The 17,495-nt window shown below is 42.6% G+C and carries 19 protein-coding genes; 15 read left to right on the top strand and 4 right to left on the bottom strand.

Annotation, left to right across the window (positions count from 1 at the left end; genetic code table 11):
* Positions 1–35: 35 nt before the first annotated feature.
* The 4 genes from mobC to mobA all read right to left on the bottom strand — a co-directional run bounded on the left by mobC (position 36) and on the right by mobA (position 4,830).
* Positions 36–2,039 carry a conjugal transfer protein MobC gene (gene mobC, locus LBYS_RS00875; protein ID WP_013407028.1) on the bottom strand — a complete coding sequence of 668 codons (2,004 nt, stop codon included), beginning with the start codon at positions 2,037–2,039 and terminating at the stop codon, positions 36–38.
* A 152-nt stretch (positions 2,040–2,191) separates the two neighbouring features.
* Complete coding sequence (locus LBYS_RS00870) at positions 2,192–2,896, bottom strand: P-loop NTPase family protein (RefSeq protein WP_013407027.1); 705 nt, start codon at positions 2,894–2,896, stop codon at positions 2,192–2,194.
* A 192-nt stretch (positions 2,897–3,088) separates the two neighbouring features.
* Positions 3,089–4,390: a conjugal transfer protein MobB gene (gene mobB / locus LBYS_RS00865; protein WP_013407026.1), complete on the bottom strand. Its 1,302-nt coding sequence runs from the start codon at positions 4,388–4,390 to the stop codon at positions 3,089–3,091.
* A gap of 2 nt (positions 4,391–4,392) precedes the next feature.
* A complete protein-coding gene (mobA, locus tag LBYS_RS00860) occupies positions 4,393–4,830 on the bottom strand; it encodes a conjugal transfer protein MobA (RefSeq protein ID WP_013407025.1) in 438 nt (145 codons plus the stop codon).
* A gap of 718 nt (positions 4,831–5,548) precedes the next feature.
* Here mobA and LBYS_RS00855 point away from each other — a divergent pair.
* The 15 genes from LBYS_RS00855 (at position 5,549) to LBYS_RS00785 (ending at position 17,491) form a co-directional block, all read left to right on the top strand.
* Positions 5,549–6,313 carry a ParA family protein gene (locus tag LBYS_RS00855; RefSeq protein WP_013407023.1) on the top strand — a complete coding sequence of 255 codons (765 nt, stop codon included), beginning with the start codon at positions 5,549–5,551 and terminating at the stop codon, positions 6,311–6,313.
* Positions 6,314–6,320: 7 nt separating this feature from the next.
* Complete coding sequence (locus tag LBYS_RS00850) at positions 6,321–6,758, top strand: DUF3408 domain-containing protein (protein WP_013407022.1); 438 nt, start codon at positions 6,321–6,323, stop codon at positions 6,756–6,758.
* A 3-nt stretch (positions 6,759–6,761) separates the two neighbouring features.
* Positions 6,762–7,397 carry a hypothetical protein gene (locus tag LBYS_RS00845; protein WP_013407021.1) on the top strand — a complete coding sequence of 212 codons (636 nt, stop codon included), beginning with the start codon at positions 6,762–6,764 and terminating at the stop codon, positions 7,395–7,397.
* A gap of 73 nt (positions 7,398–7,470) precedes the next feature.
* Positions 7,471–8,271 (top strand): hypothetical protein, encoded by an 801-nt coding sequence (locus tag LBYS_RS00840; RefSeq protein WP_013407020.1) that lies wholly within the window; start codon positions 7,471–7,473, stop codon positions 8,269–8,271.
* A 200-nt stretch (positions 8,272–8,471) separates the two neighbouring features.
* Positions 8,472–8,777, top strand: a complete 306-nt coding sequence (locus LBYS_RS00835; protein ID WP_013407019.1) for a DUF4134 domain-containing protein — start codon at positions 8,472–8,474, stop codon at positions 8,775–8,777.
* A gap of 11 nt (positions 8,778–8,788) precedes the next feature.
* Positions 8,789–9,121 (top strand): DUF4133 domain-containing protein, encoded by a 333-nt coding sequence (locus LBYS_RS00830; RefSeq protein WP_013407018.1) that lies wholly within the window; start codon positions 8,789–8,791, stop codon positions 9,119–9,121.
* The gene (locus LBYS_RS00825) at positions 9,118–11,622 is read left to right on the top strand and encodes a TraG family conjugative transposon ATPase (RefSeq protein WP_013407017.1); all 2,505 of its coding nucleotides are present in this window, start codon (positions 9,118–9,120) and stop codon (positions 11,620–11,622) included. The genes LBYS_RS00830 and LBYS_RS00825 overlap by 4 nt, the downstream gene beginning before the upstream one ends.
* A 27-nt stretch (positions 11,623–11,649) precedes the next feature.
* On the top strand, positions 11,650–12,282 hold the full coding sequence (locus LBYS_RS00820) for a DUF4141 domain-containing protein (RefSeq protein WP_013407016.1): 633 nt from the start codon (positions 11,650–11,652) through the stop codon (positions 12,280–12,282).
* A gap of 3 nt (positions 12,283–12,285) precedes the next feature.
* The gene (gene traJ / locus LBYS_RS00815) at positions 12,286–13,281 is read left to right on the top strand and encodes a conjugative transposon protein TraJ (protein ID WP_013407015.1); all 996 of its coding nucleotides are present in this window, start codon (positions 12,286–12,288) and stop codon (positions 13,279–13,281) included.
* Positions 13,282–13,303: 22 nt separating this feature from the next.
* Complete coding sequence (gene traK, locus LBYS_RS00810) at positions 13,304–13,927, top strand: conjugative transposon protein TraK (RefSeq protein WP_013407014.1); 624 nt, start codon at positions 13,304–13,306, stop codon at positions 13,925–13,927.
* Positions 13,928–13,938: 11 nt separating this feature from the next.
* On the top strand, positions 13,939–14,367 hold the full coding sequence (locus LBYS_RS00805; protein ID WP_013407013.1) for a hypothetical protein: 429 nt from the start codon (positions 13,939–13,941) through the stop codon (positions 14,365–14,367).
* A gap of 18 nt (positions 14,368–14,385) precedes the next feature.
* Positions 14,386–14,670 carry a hypothetical protein gene (locus LBYS_RS00800; protein ID WP_013407012.1) on the top strand — a complete coding sequence of 95 codons (285 nt, stop codon included), beginning with the start codon at positions 14,386–14,388 and terminating at the stop codon, positions 14,668–14,670.
* Positions 14,657–15,985 carry a conjugative transposon protein TraM gene (traM, locus tag LBYS_RS00795; protein WP_013407011.1) on the top strand — a complete coding sequence of 443 codons (1,329 nt, stop codon included), beginning with the start codon at positions 14,657–14,659 and terminating at the stop codon, positions 15,983–15,985. The genes LBYS_RS00800 and traM overlap by 14 nt, the downstream gene beginning before the upstream one ends.
* A gap of 24 nt (positions 15,986–16,009) precedes the next feature.
* Entirely contained in the window at positions 16,010–16,903 is an 894-nt protein-coding gene (gene traN / locus LBYS_RS00790) for a conjugative transposon protein TraN (RefSeq protein ID WP_013407010.1), read from the top strand.
* Between the two features lie 27 nt (positions 16,904–16,930).
* Positions 16,931–17,491, top strand: coding sequence for a conjugal transfer protein TraO (locus LBYS_RS00785; RefSeq protein ID WP_013407009.1), 561 nt, complete (start codon positions 16,931–16,933; stop codon positions 17,489–17,491).
* Positions 17,492–17,495: the final 4 nt, after the last annotated feature.

Raw genomic sequence — 17,495 nt, 5'->3', positions numbered from 1 at the left:
GAGAACTAAAAAGGGCTTTTTTCAAAGCCCTTTTTTTAATTACCCTGTTGAACCAAATGTTGTAGATCGGGGTCATTTTTGATGCGTTCAAGCTCCGCTTCGATAACTTGTACGATGTCTTTTTTTATCTGCCGGTAATTAGTTTCTATTTCCTGCTTCATATTATCAGTACCGTGTTCATCAGTAAACGATAAGATTTCCGGTATTTTTTTATAGGCTTTAGTTTCAGCAGCAACTCTTTCATTGTCCACCACAATTTCAGCATGGAATATTTTTTGTTCAATTCGTTCATCAAAATTGTCCGATACTGCCCCAACGAACATGCCTTGTGTTAGGGTAGAAATTTTAGAAGCAGGAATAAGACTATCCAATTGGGTAGAGATTGAGGTGGACTTATCATTCCGGTTGATGGTAAGGCTTTGTCGTTTCTGTAGTACCTTGCCAAAGCGTTCCGACAGGTTCTTTGCTGTTTCTCCGACAACCTGGCCACTAAAAATATTCCCAACCGTGTTTTGAATTACTTTACTTTCCTTGTCGCCATAATCCCGGATTAATTGTGAGTAATCCTGGAAGCCTAAGCAAACTGCAACTTTGTTACTTCTGGCAGTTGCGATAAGGTTGTCCAGTCCTCTAAAATAAATCGTGGGCAGCTCATCTATAATAACCGAACTCTTTAATTGTCCCTTTTTGTTGATGAGTTTTACAATCCTTGAATTGTACAAGCCCAATGCAGCAGAGTAAATATTTTGGCGGTCGGGATTGTTACCCACGCATAAGATCTTAGGCTCTTTAGGGTTGTTGATGTCGAGCGTGAAATCATCCCCGGTCATTACCCAATACAACTGCGGGCTAATCATTCTTGACAATGGAATTTTTGCCGATGCAATCTGTCCCTGCAATTGGTCTTGGGCGCCGCCTTGCCAGGCATCCATGAATGGAGAAAGATAGTTCTCCAGATCGGGATAAGAAGTCAGAATTGTAAATACATCTGAATATTTTTTGTTCAGTAATTCAATGGCGTGTGGAAACGTGCAATATTTTCCGTTGTCATAGATTTTTAGAAACCAAATAATAGCAGCCAGTAAGATAATTGGGGATTCCACGAAGAAATCGCCCTGCTTCTGTATCCACGACCTGTTAAGATTCAGCATGATGGTATAAGCCGATTCGTAGGCATCGGATATATCAGTCATGAAATCGGGGTTAATAGGATTGCACCGGTGGCTCTTGCGTGGGTCGTCAAAATTGATAACGTAGAATTTCGGTTTTACTTTGTACTTGTCTCTATGCTTCAGCAAGTGATTATAAGCAATGGTAGAAAGGTCATCGAACTTGAAATCATAGATATACATTGAAAAACCCTTTTCTATCTGCTGTTTGATATAGCTGTTAACTATTGCGTAAGATTTACCTGATCCGGGAGTTCCCAATACAATCGTTGCCCTGAAGGGGTTTACAATATTGATCCAGCCTTTATGCTCCTTCTTATTGTACCAAAATTTGGTAGGCAGGTTGACGGAGTATTCGTTTTCCATCAACTTGGTTTCCTGCATGAAGCTTTCGTTTTCGTTATTGAAAACGTCCTCCATGAGATTGGTGCGCAGCAGGCGGGTGATCCATACACCGGCCATCATCAGGGCAATGTATCCTAATGAGCTGGTCAGGATGTATAGAGAAGTTGCAAGCCCCGCTGACAATTGGAGCAATGGTGAGCTAAGGAAAAACAGAACGAAACCTATAGCTAAAGCTGTGTAAATCTTGGGCCAGGTAATCTTTTCATTTTTTACCCCTTTGGTTCCCAAACAGCTTAACGCCAGCAAAACCAAAGCAAATATTTTGGTGTAAAGGGTGTGGGAGAACAGGCTGGCCGTCCGTTCAAAATTTCCCAATATTTTATTGATGATCTCCAGTGTCCAGCCACGGTCTAAAAAGAACCCGTAACAGAACCAGTAAAAGTGCATCAGCATCAAAAGGATGCTTACAGCCCTCATAAAAGCCATAATCTTGGCTAAACCTCTTAAATCGTCTTCTCCTTGCATATTTCAATAAATTGAATTTTTGCAAGTGAATTTAGAGGCAATCGGAAGCAGTTGGCAGGATCTGTCTTTAGATGGCGGTGAAAGGCACTATTTGGCTTAGTAGAGCAAGAAAAATGGGTACAACCTTAGCTGTACCCATAATGGTAGTAATATTAAAAATGAAACTTACCTTCTGTTTTAAATCCCTTTGTCTTCTGTAAGGGGAGCTTTTCCAATTCAGCTTTTTCTCCTTTGCGGATATAGCGGTCGAAGATGGACTCATTATTTTTACCCTGGATATACTTTCCTGTTTTTCTTTCTAACCATCCGCTTATGACAACACCTACAAAGTTTTTGTAGTGATTTCGATTTGCCAATGGGCTTGAACCGTTAAAGTTCTCACGTGCATTTCCTGTAAGATTTGCCTGCGGATGTTTACTATGGTTGTATTTCCACCAAACGGATATTCTTAATTCTTCAAATCCTATGTCTTGCCATAGTACAACGGAAGGAAAACCAAATAGGTCAACAAATACGTGTCCGTCCTGTTGGGGCGGTGTTGTAGCATTTAACGTGATGAGGTTTTTATCCAATACTTCATTGATTGCTGCCACAAGAAGATTACGGTACGGATTAATTGCTTTCGATTCATCATAATCAGGCTGATTGAGATGATCGACCTTTAATTTTTCGACCTTTTCTTTTGATGGGGTAACACCGCTTTTGGAGGAATTGACAAAATGGTTCCAATTGTTGAAGCCAGCATTTTTTGCGGCTTTTTCTAATGCTTGGAGATAAGAGATATTCTCTTGTTTTTGGATGTCTTTGGCCTGACGTTTTAAGTAGTCATCAGTATGCCCATTGCTTTTGCGTTTCATATCTAAAAAAAATCCCGCTAAAAAATGTCACTCATCTACCATCTTCCGAAACGAGAAATTTGTTTCGATAATCGACGAAAAATAATTAACGGTACTGACACAGTTTTGCTCAGATGAGTGGCACGCTTCCGTTGTAAGCGTTTGACAAATATAAGTATAAAACAAGAATAAGATTGCTTTTATGTTACAAGATTATTTCTGACCTCTTTGGCGCTTTCTTTTCTTCTTCATCTTGTTGGCAAAATCCTGTTCTTCGTAATCTTCGCCCTGGGCTTCGGGAAGCAAACCACCCAATGCCTCAATCAAACCACCTTCATATTTCTCAGGGATAGGCTCTGTATTGAGGAAGTCGAATAAATGATGTGGTTTTTCCAAAGGCAGATCTTCGATATCTTTTGCGTGAGAGATTTTTGATTGAAGCTCGGGAGGCTCTTTTACTTCCGGTTGAATATTGTTATTCCAGTAGTCATTGAAAATGTTGGCTGAAAGTTCCTTTGCTAAACGGGAACCGTTCCAAACGGTTTTGGAATTGTGGTCTATAAATGTCATTCCATAAATACGCCCTGCATCATTCCTGCGTACTACTACGTTAATGCCCTGTTCTGCCAACTGTTTTTTAAAGCTCAATTCATCGCTGGTAGTTTTCAGAGCAATGGTAATGGCAGCCTTAATTGTTGGCTTTGTAGGGTGGTCTTTTAAAGCCTCTTTACTTTTAGCAAAATGCAATTCCAAAGCCGGAAGCCCTGCATTCTTTCCGAACAAAGAAGCCTTGAACGGATGTCCGGCTCTTTCGCTCTTTTCATTTAACGGGATATACAGTAACCCCCGCTGCATCTTGCCATGCAATTCGCCCTCCACTTTTTCGGTGGTAACGTTGAAAAGGGAAAGCAGAGCATTGTATTCTCCCAACGTCTGGTATTGGTAGTAATTCGGCAGGTGGCGAACTACTGAAGCAATCTGGCTCTTTACATCGCCTGCACGATAATCTACCGGACGGAAAATCTTCTCGTTCTGCTTATGCTCCTTATCAGTTGCAGGTATCAATCCGTGTTGCCGTTCAAGTTCACGGCATACATTCATAGACCGCATTTTCTCGAACTTATCCGAAATCTTTTTACCCTCTTCGTCCACACAAACCGATACGATATGGATATGGCTGCGGCCAATGTCGGTATGCTTGAATACTACAAAAGGTTGTTCCCCGTAGCCCATTTCCCGCATATACTGTTCTGCCATTTCCCGAAACTTGTCATCGCTAACTTTATCATTCGGGTCGGGATTGAGCGAAATATGCAACGTATGCTTTTCAGTATTGCGATTGGCGATGAGGTAAGGAGCAAAAGATTGGGCTAATTGTGCAACGGAGTAATGACCATTAGTGGTTTCAATTATCCTATTGGTAAACAAAATCTGCCCATTTTCATGTTCCACTTTGAGCTGATTGTACGCCAATGCTCCATACAAATTTCCGCTTCTGCCAATTTTCGCTATCATTTCTAAGGCTGTTTTTTCAGGTGTTTCGCTTCAAATTCTTCCGTTAGCTGGATGATTTTTTGGCATAGCATCGCCATTTCAGCCGTCTGTTTTTCCAATTTGTATAGAAATGCTGCCGCTTTTTTCTCGGAGAAATGCTTGTACAGCAGCTTTACAATCTGGTTATAATTCACGCCTACGGAGCGAAATTGACTGTGAAACGAAGTCAGTCGCATATAAAAATCAACTGTTCCTTTGTCAATCTTAACCGATTTCATTTCCTTACTGAACAGCAGGTAAATGATAAACTTCGCTTTATTGGACATTCCCGATGCTTCAAAAAGCGATAATAACCTGGCGTTTTCTTCATCTGTCAGACGAAAAACGTGACGGTGGATACTTGGATCACTTTTAGGTGTCCGTCCACCTTTATTCTGTTTTTTGTTATTGTTCTCATTCATCACAAATCCATTTTAATCCACACAAAAACCCTGACTTCGGAAGGTGTTTTCTGCCCCCTGCAAAGGGCAAGTTGTTTTGAGGCACGAACTCGGTTTCGAGTGCCTCAAAACACAACTTGCCGTGTTCCGGTGAACACAAAAATCCGCCCTGCGGGACGGATTATAGGTAGCAGGGAAAAACGGCTTGAAGCCGTCCTGCTTAGTGTCCATTTTTTCAAGATGCTTTTGCATAAACCTGTTAATAAAAATCATTTTACAAAGTAAGCCCCTCTTAAACAGAGTATTGACATGCGATACACGGACAAACACTGCCTTTGAATGCCAAACAATGCCACGATAATAAAAGCACCTATATATGTGCATTCCTTTGTACCTGTGAACCGATATAAGGGTGTAGATAGCTATGCAGGTAACAACGTAAATACACAATTACACATACAGAGAAATACAATTGTGCAGATGTAAAAAATTACAGACGGGAGTACCTACTTATGTGGCTACGCACATAAAGTTTTAAGCACGTATGTAATTAGGTAGGTTGGTAAAAACTTACATACCGATATAGATGCGTATTCGGGTATATAGACAGTTCGCTACACACTTGCGCACCTGACTATTTCTATACAGAGCTATGAATATAGGTGCAGTGCTAAGTAGCTAACTGCGGATATACGAACATAAGTAAATGGATATATAAATAATTAAAAACAGTAGCAATATGAATGCAAAACACAAAACAGTATTTATCGCCTTTTCTTCCCAAAAAGGTGGTGTCGGCAAAAGCACCTTTACAACACTTGTTGCAAGTACGATGCACTATCGGTTGGGCTACAATGTAGCCGTATTCGATGCGGATTTTCCGCAACACACCCTGATGAAAATGAAGACCAGGGATCTGGCAATGGTAATGGAAAACGAGGCTTTGAAAAAGCTGGCGTACAAGCAATTTACCACCATCAATAAAAAAGCTTATCCCATAATGCAGTACAAAGCCGATAGCGTATTGGATGCGGCACACGAATTTGTAAACGCTTCTTCCGTTCCGGTTGATATGGTATTCTTTGACCTGCCCGGAACCGTGAATACGCCCGGCATTCTGAAAGCATTGGCAGGAATGCACCACATTTTTACACCTATTACCGCTGACCGTGTAGTAATGGAGAGTACGCTCATTTTTACACAGCTTTTGCAGGACGTGATTATGAAAAAAGGGGAAACTGCCATACAAACCATTAACCTGTTTTGGAACCAAGTTGATGGCAGGGAAAGCACCCCCTTATATGACGTGTATAATCAGCTTATTGAACAATTGGGATTAAGCCTGATGCAGAGCCAAATTAAGAACAGCACAAGGTTTCGTAAAGAAAGCGAAGCGGATAGCAAAACCGTTTTCCGTTCTACCGTGATGCCTCCCGATGAACGTCTGATGAAAGCCTGTCAGTTAGACCTGTTCATAGATGAATTTTTAAAAATCATTCAATAATAGCCTTATGGAGAAAGATAATAAGAGAAAAGCCACGCCCGACATCAATGAAGAGTTGATGATGAACCTGATGGTTGATGGTGTAAAGAAAGAGGGCTTACAACTTCCGCCTGAACTATCCGAAGAACCTCAAAAGGAAGAGGTTAAAACTAATGAGTTGCCAAAAGATAAACCAACCGTTAAAGAAAAAAGCAGGGCGAAAAAGGTAAGTGATGCCGACTATGAAAGTATCTTTTTCAGAAGGCCGGACACCAATGCCCGTGATGGGAAGACGGTTTATATCCGACCGGATTTTCACGAAAAATTATCACGCATTGTACAAGTGATAGGCGAAGATAAAATAACCATTTACGGTTATTTAGACAATTTACTTGATTACCATTTTCAGGAATTTGGAGAGCAGATTACCAAGAGTTTCAATGACAAATACAAACCTATTTTATAAGCTATGGAAACAGTAATTGTAATATGCCTCCTGATTGTAATTGCCCTGCTTGTACAGGATAAGATTGTTATCAGGAAGAGATCTGAGCAAAAGCCGAAACAGGAGAAAGTAAATCCGAATCTTCCTGATATTATGGGGCAACCGAAGCCCGTAAGAAGCCTTTCAATGCCAAACACTGCCAATGAACGCCAAATCGAGGAAGTAGAGATAAACCCTGATAATTTAGACATTGAATACGACGAAAACGAAAACGTCAGCATTCAGATTCCGCAGGAAGAACTGGACGAAGTTTTCAGAAATACACCTGATTGGGAAGAAGAGGAAGAAGAATGGAACAGGTATGGGATAGCCAATGGCGATAACGGTTTTGCCCAGGGGGTTACCTTCGACGAACTAAGCTCCGTAGGTGCTTTGCTCCAAAAAGAGAATTTGGAACAGGCTCAAAAGGAAACAGCGGCAGCCATAGTTCAGAAATTACAGGGAACCGAATTATTCAGCCTACTGGAAAATTCCATAGAAGGTGCTTCCCGAAAAATTGCCGAGCTTTTGGATAGCACACTTTCATCTGGAAGCGACGACAGTTCTTCCACTTTGCGGAAAAGTGATTTGAGTGATTTTGACATCGGGGAGTTTGTCTGAAAAGACAGCTCCCTATGTTTTTAACGGTATAGCAAGCTGATAAAAATGACGTGGCTAATTAAATAGTACAGATATGATTACCAAAGACGACCCTGATTATATATTCGAGCAATATAAAGGACATACCATAGCCAGCCACAAGAACAATGTTGTTGGCAAAGACATTAATAATCTCATCATTGTTTATCGTTCAGATGAGTTCCCCAATCACGGATTTATCATTGGGCTTGATGATAGCAAGTTGTCCGGGGGCAGAAAGTCTGTACCACACAACATAGATGATGCAAGAGGCTACATTGATTGGGTAGTTGAAACTCGTCAGAAGCAGGCAGAAATAAAGTCTGAAAATAATATAGTTGATTCCAAAGCCTACGATTTACGTGTAAACAAAGGAATGTTGCCAACGATAGATATTACAGGGCATACATTCTATGTGGATATCCGTATGGATATGCTTCGACCAAAAGATGATTTCCTGTCAAAAGGTATTGTGTTCTCGGATATAGGTAACTATTATGATGAAGATAAAAGAACTTATACTATTCCATACAATCCGAAGACACATGAGTTTCAGGAGCCGGATTACCGCAATATCAAAGAGCTACCCAAAGATTTAATTGCTGTACGGTTTCCTTCTGAAAGACTGCTTGACAGGATTGGATGGAACAGGCACTACGGATTTGAACTAACACACGGATTGGAAAAGCAAGGTTTGAAATTACAGTTTGAAGCAAAGCAAATACCCTGGGAAAAAACCTTTCTTGTCGGGTTGATTAAAAGCAATCTGAAAACTGAAAAGAACCTGCAAAAAGCTGAAGATAAACAACAGCCAACCCAACAAAATAAAATTAAACAAAAGGGGCGAAAATTGTAAAATCGTAAAGTCGATAACCGAACGTCAAACTGTAAAAAGTTTGGCGTTTTTTTTATGCTGAAATGCTTATTGCAAAGCCACTCACCGCCAAACAATTCCTTTGACTGCCACTTTGTTAGACTGCCTCATATTCCGAAACACTTTTGTACCGAAAGCCCGCAAGGTGTGGGATAACAGTAACAAATTAATGTGTTTCAATTATGGAAAAACAAAGAAAAAAAGTGCTTCTGGCAGCGGCGGCAATGCTGTCAGGAATTGGTGTCTTCGCACAAGGAAACGGTTCGGCAGGAATCAACGAAGCTACCCAAATGGTAACCTCTTATTTCGATCCCGCCACTCAGCTCATCTACGCCATCGGTGCCGTAGTGGGGCTAATCGGAGGGGTTAAGGTGTACAACAAATTCAGTTCCGGCGACCCTGATACGAGTAAGACCGCAGCTTCGTGGTTCGGTGCCTGTATTTTTCTAATCGTTGCCGCTACCATCCTTCGTTCATTCTTCCTTTAATCCTTTGCCTTATGAGTAATTACAATATCAACAAAGGCATTGGGAGGACAGTGGAGTTTAAAGGGCTGAAAGCACAATACCTGTTCATGTTCGCTGGCGGATTGCTCGGTACGCTTATCCTGGTCATGATACTTTACATGGCCGGGGTTAACTCCTACATCTGCCTGTTCCTCGGAGCTGGTGGCGCTTCACTTATTGTGTGGCAAACCTTCTCCCTGAACAAAAAGTATGGAGAACACGGGTTAATGAAGATAGCAGCCAATAAGAGGCATCCCCGCTACATCATCTGTCGCAAGCCGGTACACCGCTACATAAAGTTCACCCGTAAATCGAATGCCGTATGAGAAATGTAGCAAAGACCACAACACTGGAGAGCAAGTTTCCGCTACTGGCAGTAGAAAACAATTGCATCCTTTCCAAAGATGCGGACATCACCGCCTGTTTTGAAGTGCGTTTACCGGAGCTGTTTACTGTAGCCTCAGCAGAATACGAAGCAATTCATTCTGCTTGGCATAAGGCCATTAAGACTTTGCCGGATTTTACGGTTATCCACAAACAGGATTGGTACATCAAAGAAAGCTACGCACCTGATATGGCGAAGGAAGACCAGAGCTTTCTCGCAAAGTCTTATCAACGCCATTTCAATGAACGACCGTTCCTTAACCACTATTCCTACCTGTTCCTGACTAAAACAACGAAAGAGCGTATGCGTATGCAGAGTAATTTCTCATCGCTATGTAAAGGTGTATTGATACCAAAGGAAATCAGGGATAAGGAAGCCATTCACCGTTTTATGGAAGCTGTTGCACAGTTTGAGCGTATCGTAAATGATAGCGGTTTTATCATGCTGCAACGTCTTACGGAAGAGGACATAATCGGTGCGGATGGGAAACAGGGATTGCTGGAACAGTACCTAACACTGTCAAGAGATGCCGGAACTCCGATGCAGGACATCGCATTGGGAGGTGAAGAAGTGCGTATCGGCAACAAAAGGTTATGCCTGCACACGCTTTCTGATACGGACGACCTGCCCGGAACAGTATCGGCAGATACCCGTTATGAGAAATTATCTACCGACCGCAGCGACTGCCGTTTATCATTCGCAGCACCTGTAGGATTGCTATTAAGCTGTAACCATATCTACAACCAATATTTGTTTTTAGATAACAGTGAAGACAACCTGCAAAAGTTTGAGAAGTCTGCAAGGAACATGCACTCGCTGGCTCGTTACAGCAGGGCAAACCAAATCAACAAAGAGTGGATTGAGCGTTACCTGAACGAAGCTCACTCTTTTGGGCTATCATCTATCCGGGCACATTTCAACATCATGGCGTGGTCTGAAGATCCGGGCGAACTCAAACAGCTAAAGAATGATAGCGGTAGTGCATTGGCACTGATGGAATGTAAACCAAGGCACAACACTACGGATGTTGCTACGCTCTATTGGGCAGGAATGCCCGGTAACGCAGGTGATTTTCCAAGTGAAGAAAGCTTTTACACGTTCATTGAACCTGCATTGTGCTTCTTTACGGAAGAAACGAATTATCACAATTCGCCATCACCGTTCGGCATCAAGATGGCCGACCGGCTAACGGGAAAGCCAATCCATTTGGATATTTCGGATTTGCCAATGAAGCGTGGGATCATCACGAACCGGAACAAGTTTATACTTGGCCCGTCGGGTTCTGGTAAATCATTCTTCACAAACCACATGGTGAGGCAATACTATGAGCAAGGCGCACACGTCCTGCTCGTAGATACAGGTAATTCCTATCAGGGATTGTGCGAACTCATTAAAGGCAAGACTAAAGGGGAAGACGGTGTGTACTTCACTTACACCGAAGACAATCCGATTGCCTTTAATCCATTCTATACCGATGATGGCGTATTCGACATCGAAAAGAGGGAGAGCATCAAAACCCTGATAATTACACTGTGGAAGCGTGACGATGAACCGCCTACCCGTTCAGAAGAGGTCGCATTATCCAATGCGGTGTCGGGATATATCGAGCGCATCAAGCAGGAAGATGTTTATCCGTCGTTCAATGGCTTCTATGAGTATGTACAGGGCGATTACCGGCAGGTGCTTGAAGAAAAACAGGTCAGGGAAAAAGACTTTGACATTGCGAACTTCCTCAACGTGCTTGAACCCTACTACAAAGGCGGAGAGTATGATTATCTGTTGAACTCAGATAAGCAATTAGACCTGCTTTCCAAACGCTTCATTGTGTTTGAAATTGATGCGATAAAAGACCACAAAATCCTCTTTCCCATAGTCACGATCATCATTATGGAGGTCTTCATCAACAAGATGCGGAGGCTGAAAGGTATCCGAAAACTCATACTGATTGAAGAAGCATGGAAGGCAATCGCCAAAGAAGGAATGGCAGAATACATAAAGTATTTGTTTAAAACCGTCAGGAAGTTTTTTGGTGAAGCCATCGTGGTAACGCAGGAAGTTGACGACATCATCCAGTCGCCCATTGTAAAAGAAAGTATCATCAACAATTCCGACTGCAAGATACTCTTAGACCAACGCAAGTATATGAACAAGTTCGATGATATACAGGCCATGTTGGGGCTAACGGATAAGGAAAAAGGACAGGTTCTTTCTATTAACATGAATAACGACCCAAGCCGATTGTACAAAGAGGTTTGGATTGGATTAGGCGGAACCCATTCCGCTGTTTATGCCACTGAAGTTAGTTTGGAGGAATACCTCGCATACACGACCGAAGAAACCGAAAAGATGGAAGTGATGCAGCTTGCCTCAGAACTGGACGGTAATGTAGAACTCGCCATTAAGCACATCGCTATCCAGCGGCGTGATAAATCAAATCAATAATCATTAACAATTTAAAATTCAAGAACAATGAAAAAAGTAATGTTACTGGTGTGTACGGCATTGATGCTTGCCGTAGCACCGTCAGCCAAAGCCCAATGGGTGGTAACCGATCCCGCTAACCTGGCTTCAGGTATTCTCAACAGTGCCAATGAAATCGTACAGACCTCTTCCACCGTGAGCAATGTAGTTAAAAACTTCAACGAAGTGAAGAAAGTGTACGAACAGGGAAAAGAGTATTACGATAAGCTGAAAGCGATCAACAACCTTGTGAAAGATGCCCGTAAGGTACAGCAAACAGTACTCCTGGTGGGTGATGTGTCCGAAATGTACGTGCAGAATTTCGGCAAGATGATGAACGACCCCAATTTTTCGCCACAGGAATTGACCGCAATCGGCAATGGGTATTCAGCACTGCTTAATGAAAGTACTGAATTGTTGAAGGAACTGAAACAGATTATTACCGCTTCAAGCCTATCGCTCAACGATAAGGAACGTATGGACATCATCGACCGTGTGTACAAAGAGGTTAAGGATTACCACAGCCTTGTAAGGTACTACACCACTAAGAATATTTCTGTAAGCTACCTGAGAGCGAAAAAGAAAAACGATGCCAAGAGAGTGCTTGAACTCTACGGAACTGCTAACCAAAAATACTGGTAAACTATGGAATGGGATAATCTTCACGAACTCCTGCGGTCGCTGTATGACGACATGATGCCGCTTGCCGGCGACATGGCGGCAGTGGCCAAAGGTCTGGCGGGATTGGGTGCGTTGTTCTATGTGGCATTAAAGGTTTGGCAGGCTTTAAGCCGTGCCGAACCTATTGATATGTTTCCGTTGCTACGTCCGTTTGCTTTGGGGCTTTGTATCATGTTTTTTCCAACCATCGTGTTAGGAACCATCAATGCGGTACTTAGCCCCGTGGTAACGGGAACCCATCAAATACTCGAAGACCAGGTACTCGACCTGCATGAATTACAGGAACAGAAAGACCGATTGGAATACGAAGCAATGGTCAGAAACCCCGAAACAGCCTATATGGTATCGGACGAAGAGTTCGATAAGAAACTGGATGAATTGGGCTGGTCGCCTTCCGACATCGGGACAATGGCAGGGATGTATATGGACAGGCAAGCCTACAAGATAGAAAAAGCCATAAAGGACTGGTTCCGGAATTTACTGGAAATACTTTTTCAGGCTGCGGCTTTGGTGATTGATACCATACGAACGTTTTTCCTGATTGTCCTTTCCATACTTGGGCCGATAGCTTTTGCCATTTCCGTCTGGGACGGTTTTCAGTCCACGCTCACGCAATGGCTCACGAGGTATATAAGTGTTTACCTGTGGCTTCCTGTTTCAGATCTGTTCAGCTCTATGTTGGCAAGAATACAATCTCTGATACTGGAAAGGGATATCGCAATGCTTGCCGATCCCACCTACATACCAGATACCTCCAACACGGTGTACATCATTTTTATGATTATCGGCATTATCGGATACTTCACAATACCGACTGTGACAGGCTGGGTAATCCAAGCCGGAGGTGCAGGAAACTTTACCCGAAACGTAAATCAAACGGCAATGAAAACCGGAAACATCGCCGGAGCCGGAGCAGGTTCCACAGTAGGGAATATCGGTGGCAAATTAATGGGGAAATAAAAACAATTAATCATTAAATAAAATGGAATTTAAAACGCTAAGAAATATAGAAAACAGCTTTCGGCAAATACGATTGTATGCCATTGTGTTTGCTGTTCTCTGCATTGGCGTGGTAGGATATGCCGTATGGCAGTCCTACCACTTTGCAGAGCAACAACGACAAAAAATCTATGTACTGGACAACGGCAAATCGTTGATGCTTGCTTTATCGCAAGATGCGAGTATCAACCGTCCTGTTGAAGCAAGGGAACACGTCAGACGTTTTCACGAACTGTTCTTTACGCTGGCTCCCGATAAGAACGCTATTGAAAACAATATGAAGAGAGCGTTCAACCTTGCCGACAAAAGTGCCTTTGACTATTACAAAGACCTTTCGGAAAAAGGTTATTACAACCGTATCATATCGGGGAACGTGCAGCAACGTATCGAGGTGGATAGTGTAGTATGCAATTTTGATACTTATCCTTATGCTGTTCGCACCTATGCCAAGCAATTCATCATTCGTTCCAGCAATGTGACCAGGCGCAACCTGGTTACGTCCTGCTTTCTTGTAAACTCAGTCCGTTCGGACAATAACCCGCAAGGTTTCAATATCGAAAAGTTTGCAGTAACAGAAAACAGGGATATAGAAGTCATCGACCGCTAAAAAACAATCTTATGGAAGCATTATCAGATTTAAACACGTTTGCGAAAATCCTTACCGATAAAGGATATAACGGTTATTTCCATACGCAGGGTGCGTATGCCGGAAAGTTGAAGGATAGCATCGGGGAATACCTCGAAAGCTGCCAAAAAGGTACAGATAGTTTGCCTAAACAGGATTTGTTGCTGACGGGATACCTGCAATGGTCGGGAGAAGACAAGCCACGTGTAGAATGCAGTATGTGGGTACAATATCTAAACGGCAAATTCTCTCTTAACAAAATGGAAGTCGCAAAGAAAGACCGCTTCGGGCAACTGCTCAAAAAATCGGAGCTGACAAGCCTCTCCACAATTACCGCACCTAAAGCAATGGATGCAATTGCTTCGGTCAATGATGAGCAGAAGCAAAAGGCAGGTCAAAGCCCTAAGCGTTTCAGGCTATAACAACACAAACATTATAGTATGAAAAAATTAAGAGCAAATATGGACAGGTACTTTGATCGGCTGGACGAACGCTGGCGGGCATTGCCGGTAAACAAACAGCACAGGTACACGCTATACTTTTTTACAGCCTATCTGCTTCTTACCGTAGGGGTCATTTTTAAAGTATGGTATGATACGGCTAAGTCTGATAACAGCATGGTTATCGAGCATATCGAAAACCCTGTCCTTCAAAAGAAAGAAAGTCCTGCACCCTTGCAGGATACATTACAAATTCTCAAAAATCAATTTTATGAAAGAAAATGAAAAAAGGGTCAGCATACTCGTTGAGGAGGGCGACCAAAGTAAAACATCCAGCCTGCTCGATGATAAAAAGAGCAATAAAGAAAGGCTTAAAAAGCCCTTGATATTCGGTTTAATGGGCATTGTATTCGTAGGCTGCATGTACCTGATTTTTAAACCGTCTTCCGATAAAAAGGAAATTCAAAACATCGGTTTAAACGATGCCGTGCCGCAAGCTACCGAAGCCGGAATGCAGGCTGACAAGCAAAAAGCTTATGAGCAGGAAATGCTGGAACAGAAGGACCAGGAAAAGCGAAATGCCCTGGCAACACTTTCAGATTACTGGAATACCGATGACAAAGACGCTTCGGCCGATGAGCAACCTGAAGAGGATGATAGTTTTGCTAATGGCGGTGGAAAAGGATACACAAGATCCGGCAATTCTACACTGAACAGCTACCGAAATGCACAAAGTACATTAGGTTCTTTTTATCAGGACGATAATGCTGAAACGGCTGAACTCCGCAGGCAATTGGATGAGCTGAAGGAAAAACTGGCAGAAAAAAATGTACCTGCCGGTGTAACCGTTGATGACCAACTGGCTTTGATGGAAAAATCATACCAGATGGCTGCAAAATATCTTCCGTCGGGAACAAACAATGGACAACCTGCCGCTACAGATAGTGCTGCCCGCAGTTCTTCGTCCAATACGCAGAAAGAATATTTTGTGGCATTCAGTCCTACAAGGAAAAAAGCAGTATCAGCTTTATACCGGGAGCCTACAGATAATGAGTTTTTAGCCAATTGGAGCGAAAACAGGAACAGAGGGTTTTATACTGCCGGCTCGGTAGAACAAGTGGCACAGCCCAAAAACAGCGTTAAAGCCTGCATACAGGAAACACAGACCATTATCGGTGAAAGCGGTGTCCGCCTTCGATTACTGGAGCCTGCTCAAACACCGAACCGTACTATTCCGCAGGGAACTATCCTAACCGCTATTGGCAAGTTTCAGGGTGGACGTTTACAACTAAAGGTTACTTCCATAGAACTGGACGGCAATATCATTCCCGTAGACATTACTATTTATGATCTTGATGGCCAGCAGGGTTTGTACGTGCCATACTCGCCGGAAATGAATGCTCTTACTGAAATGGCTGGTAATATGAGCCAGACTTCCGGCACAAGCCTTATGCTTACGCAATCAGCAGGACAGCAAATTGCCGCAGACCTTAGCCGTGGCGTTGTTCAAGGCATTTCAGGGTATTTCTCCAAAAAAGTAAGAACACCTAAAGTCACGCTGAAAGCGGGGCATCAGGTATTCCTCGTTTCCAAAAAATAATGTTGAACGCAAATAAATTCAAAAATGAAAAGTCTTTTTAAAACCTTTTTAGCATTAGCCCTGATAGTAGGCTTTGCTGTACAATCTCACGCACAGGATAGTGCAAAAAACCGACTTGCTTTAGGCAAGATTGAACCGTACCGAATGGAAGTTACCTACGATAAGACTTCCCATTTGATTTTCCCGACCGCTATCCGCTATGTGGATCTGGGCAGCGAATACCTGATAGCCGGAAAAGCAGAAGATGCAGAAAACGTATTACGTGTAAAAGCTTCGGTAAAGGAGTTTGAACCTGAAACCAACTTTTCTGTCATTACCAATGACGGACGCTTTTACAGCTTCAATGTACATTACAGTTCCTACCCTGAGGCTTTAAGTTATGATCTACTGACGATGCAAAAGTCAGTGGACAAAACAAAGGGGAACGATGTGCTTTTTGAAGAGCTGGGCAACAATTCTCCCTCACTGGCTGGCTTACTCCTGGAAACCATCCACAAAAAGGATAAACGTATTGTGAAGCATATCGGGGCCAAAAGTTTCGGCATTCAATTTACCCTGAAAGGTATTTACATCCACAATGGTAAATACTATTTCCATACGGAATTAAGAAACCGCACCAATGTTCCTTTTCAGATTGACTTCATCAATTTCAAAGTAGTGGACAAGAAAGTAGCCAAGCGTACAGTAATACAGGAACGACCATTGCAGCCACTACGCACCTACAAACCGTTGAATGAAATTGGCGGTAAAACGACCGAACAAAATGTTTTTCTTTTAGACCAGTTTACCATTGCCGATGACAAGGTGCTACTGATTGAGATATTCGAGAAGAACGGCGGTAGGCATCAAACGCTTCAGGTAGAAAACTCGGACTTGATAAAAGCCAGGTTGATAAACGATATGCACCTGAAATTCTAATAACCTTAAAAAAGCGATAGCAATAAAATGAAAAAATATATCTATACCGTGATGCTCGTTTTAATGGGCATCACAATGGCGCAGGCACAACGAATGCTGCCTAAACAGAAAGGATTGGAAATAAGCACCGGCATATTATCCGATAATAAGATTGGTAATGATTATTACATCAGTGCAGCAATGACCGTGAACGGTAAAAATGGTAATTACCAGCTTTGGGCTTTGGAATATACCCACCAATACCACGAGTATAAAGACCTCCGCATACCACAGGAAAGCTACTCAGCCGAGGGCGGTTACAGCTTCTTCCTGTTAGGAGATGCCCGTAAGAACATTACACTGAACTTCGGTATAACTGGTGTAGTCGGTTACGAAAGCATCAACCGTGGCGAAGCAATGCTATATGATGGGGCGAAAATATTAACTGAGGACAATTTTATCTACGGAGCTGGCGGACGGCTCACTTTTGAAACCTTCCTGTCAGACCGATTTGTGTTAGTCCTGCAAGGCCGTACAAAAGTTCTTTGGGGTACTGACCTGGAACAGTTCAGACCGTCCGCAGGTGTGGGATTAAGGTTTAACTTTTAAAACA

Origin of the sequence: Leadbetterella byssophila DSM 17132 (genome assembly GCF_000166395.1) — a bacterium.
Taxonomy (GTDB): domain Bacteria; phylum Bacteroidota; class Bacteroidia; order Cytophagales; family Spirosomataceae; genus Leadbetterella; species Leadbetterella byssophila.
This window is presented reverse-complemented; position numbering and strand designations above follow the sequence as displayed.

Bases quoted from the DNA above. Each gene is read 5' to 3' on its own strand.
- mobA (WP_013407025.1), bottom strand. From the start codon at position 4,830: ATGAATGAGAACAATAACAAAAAACAGAATAAAGGTGGACGGACACCT.
- LBYS_RS00830 (WP_013407018.1), top strand. From the start codon at position 8,789: ATGAGTAATTACAATATCAACAAAGGCATTGGGAGGACAGTGGAGTTT.
- LBYS_RS00785 (WP_013407009.1), top strand. From the start codon at position 16,931: ATGAAAAAATATATCTATACCGTGATGCTCGTTTTAATGGGCATCACA.
- LBYS_RS00840 (WP_013407020.1), top strand. From the start codon at position 7,471: ATGATTACCAAAGACGACCCTGATTATATATTCGAGCAATATAAAGGA.
- LBYS_RS00850 (WP_013407022.1), top strand. From the start codon at position 6,321: ATGGAGAAAGATAATAAGAGAAAAGCCACGCCCGACATCAATGAAGAG.
- traN (WP_013407010.1), top strand. From the start codon at position 16,010: ATGAAAAGTCTTTTTAAAACCTTTTTAGCATTAGCCCTGATAGTAGGC.
- LBYS_RS00845 (WP_013407021.1), top strand. From the start codon at position 6,762: ATGGAAACAGTAATTGTAATATGCCTCCTGATTGTAATTGCCCTGCTT.
- mobC (WP_013407028.1), bottom strand. From the start codon at position 2,039: ATGCAAGGAGAAGACGATTTAAGAGGTTTAGCCAAGATTATGGCTTTT.
- mobB (WP_013407026.1), bottom strand. From the start codon at position 4,390: ATGATAGCGAAAATTGGCAGAAGCGGAAATTTGTATGGAGCATTGGCG.
- LBYS_RS00800 (WP_013407012.1), top strand. From the start codon at position 14,386: ATGAAAAAATTAAGAGCAAATATGGACAGGTACTTTGATCGGCTGGAC.
- traJ (WP_013407015.1), top strand. From the start codon at position 12,286: ATGGAATGGGATAATCTTCACGAACTCCTGCGGTCGCTGTATGACGAC.
- LBYS_RS00835 (WP_013407019.1), top strand. From the start codon at position 8,472: ATGGAAAAACAAAGAAAAAAAGTGCTTCTGGCAGCGGCGGCAATGCTG.
- LBYS_RS00855 (WP_013407023.1), top strand. From the start codon at position 5,549: ATGAATGCAAAACACAAAACAGTATTTATCGCCTTTTCTTCCCAAAAA.
- traM (WP_013407011.1), top strand. From the start codon at position 14,657: ATGAAAGAAAATGAAAAAAGGGTCAGCATACTCGTTGAGGAGGGCGAC.
- LBYS_RS00805 (WP_013407013.1), top strand. From the start codon at position 13,939: ATGGAAGCATTATCAGATTTAAACACGTTTGCGAAAATCCTTACCGAT.
- LBYS_RS00820 (WP_013407016.1), top strand. From the start codon at position 11,650: ATGAAAAAAGTAATGTTACTGGTGTGTACGGCATTGATGCTTGCCGTA.
- LBYS_RS00825 (WP_013407017.1), top strand. From the start codon at position 9,118: ATGAGAAATGTAGCAAAGACCACAACACTGGAGAGCAAGTTTCCGCTA.
- traK (WP_013407014.1), top strand. From the start codon at position 13,304: ATGGAATTTAAAACGCTAAGAAATATAGAAAACAGCTTTCGGCAAATA.
- LBYS_RS00870 (WP_013407027.1), bottom strand. From the start codon at position 2,896: ATGAAACGCAAAAGCAATGGGCATACTGATGACTACTTAAAACGTCAG.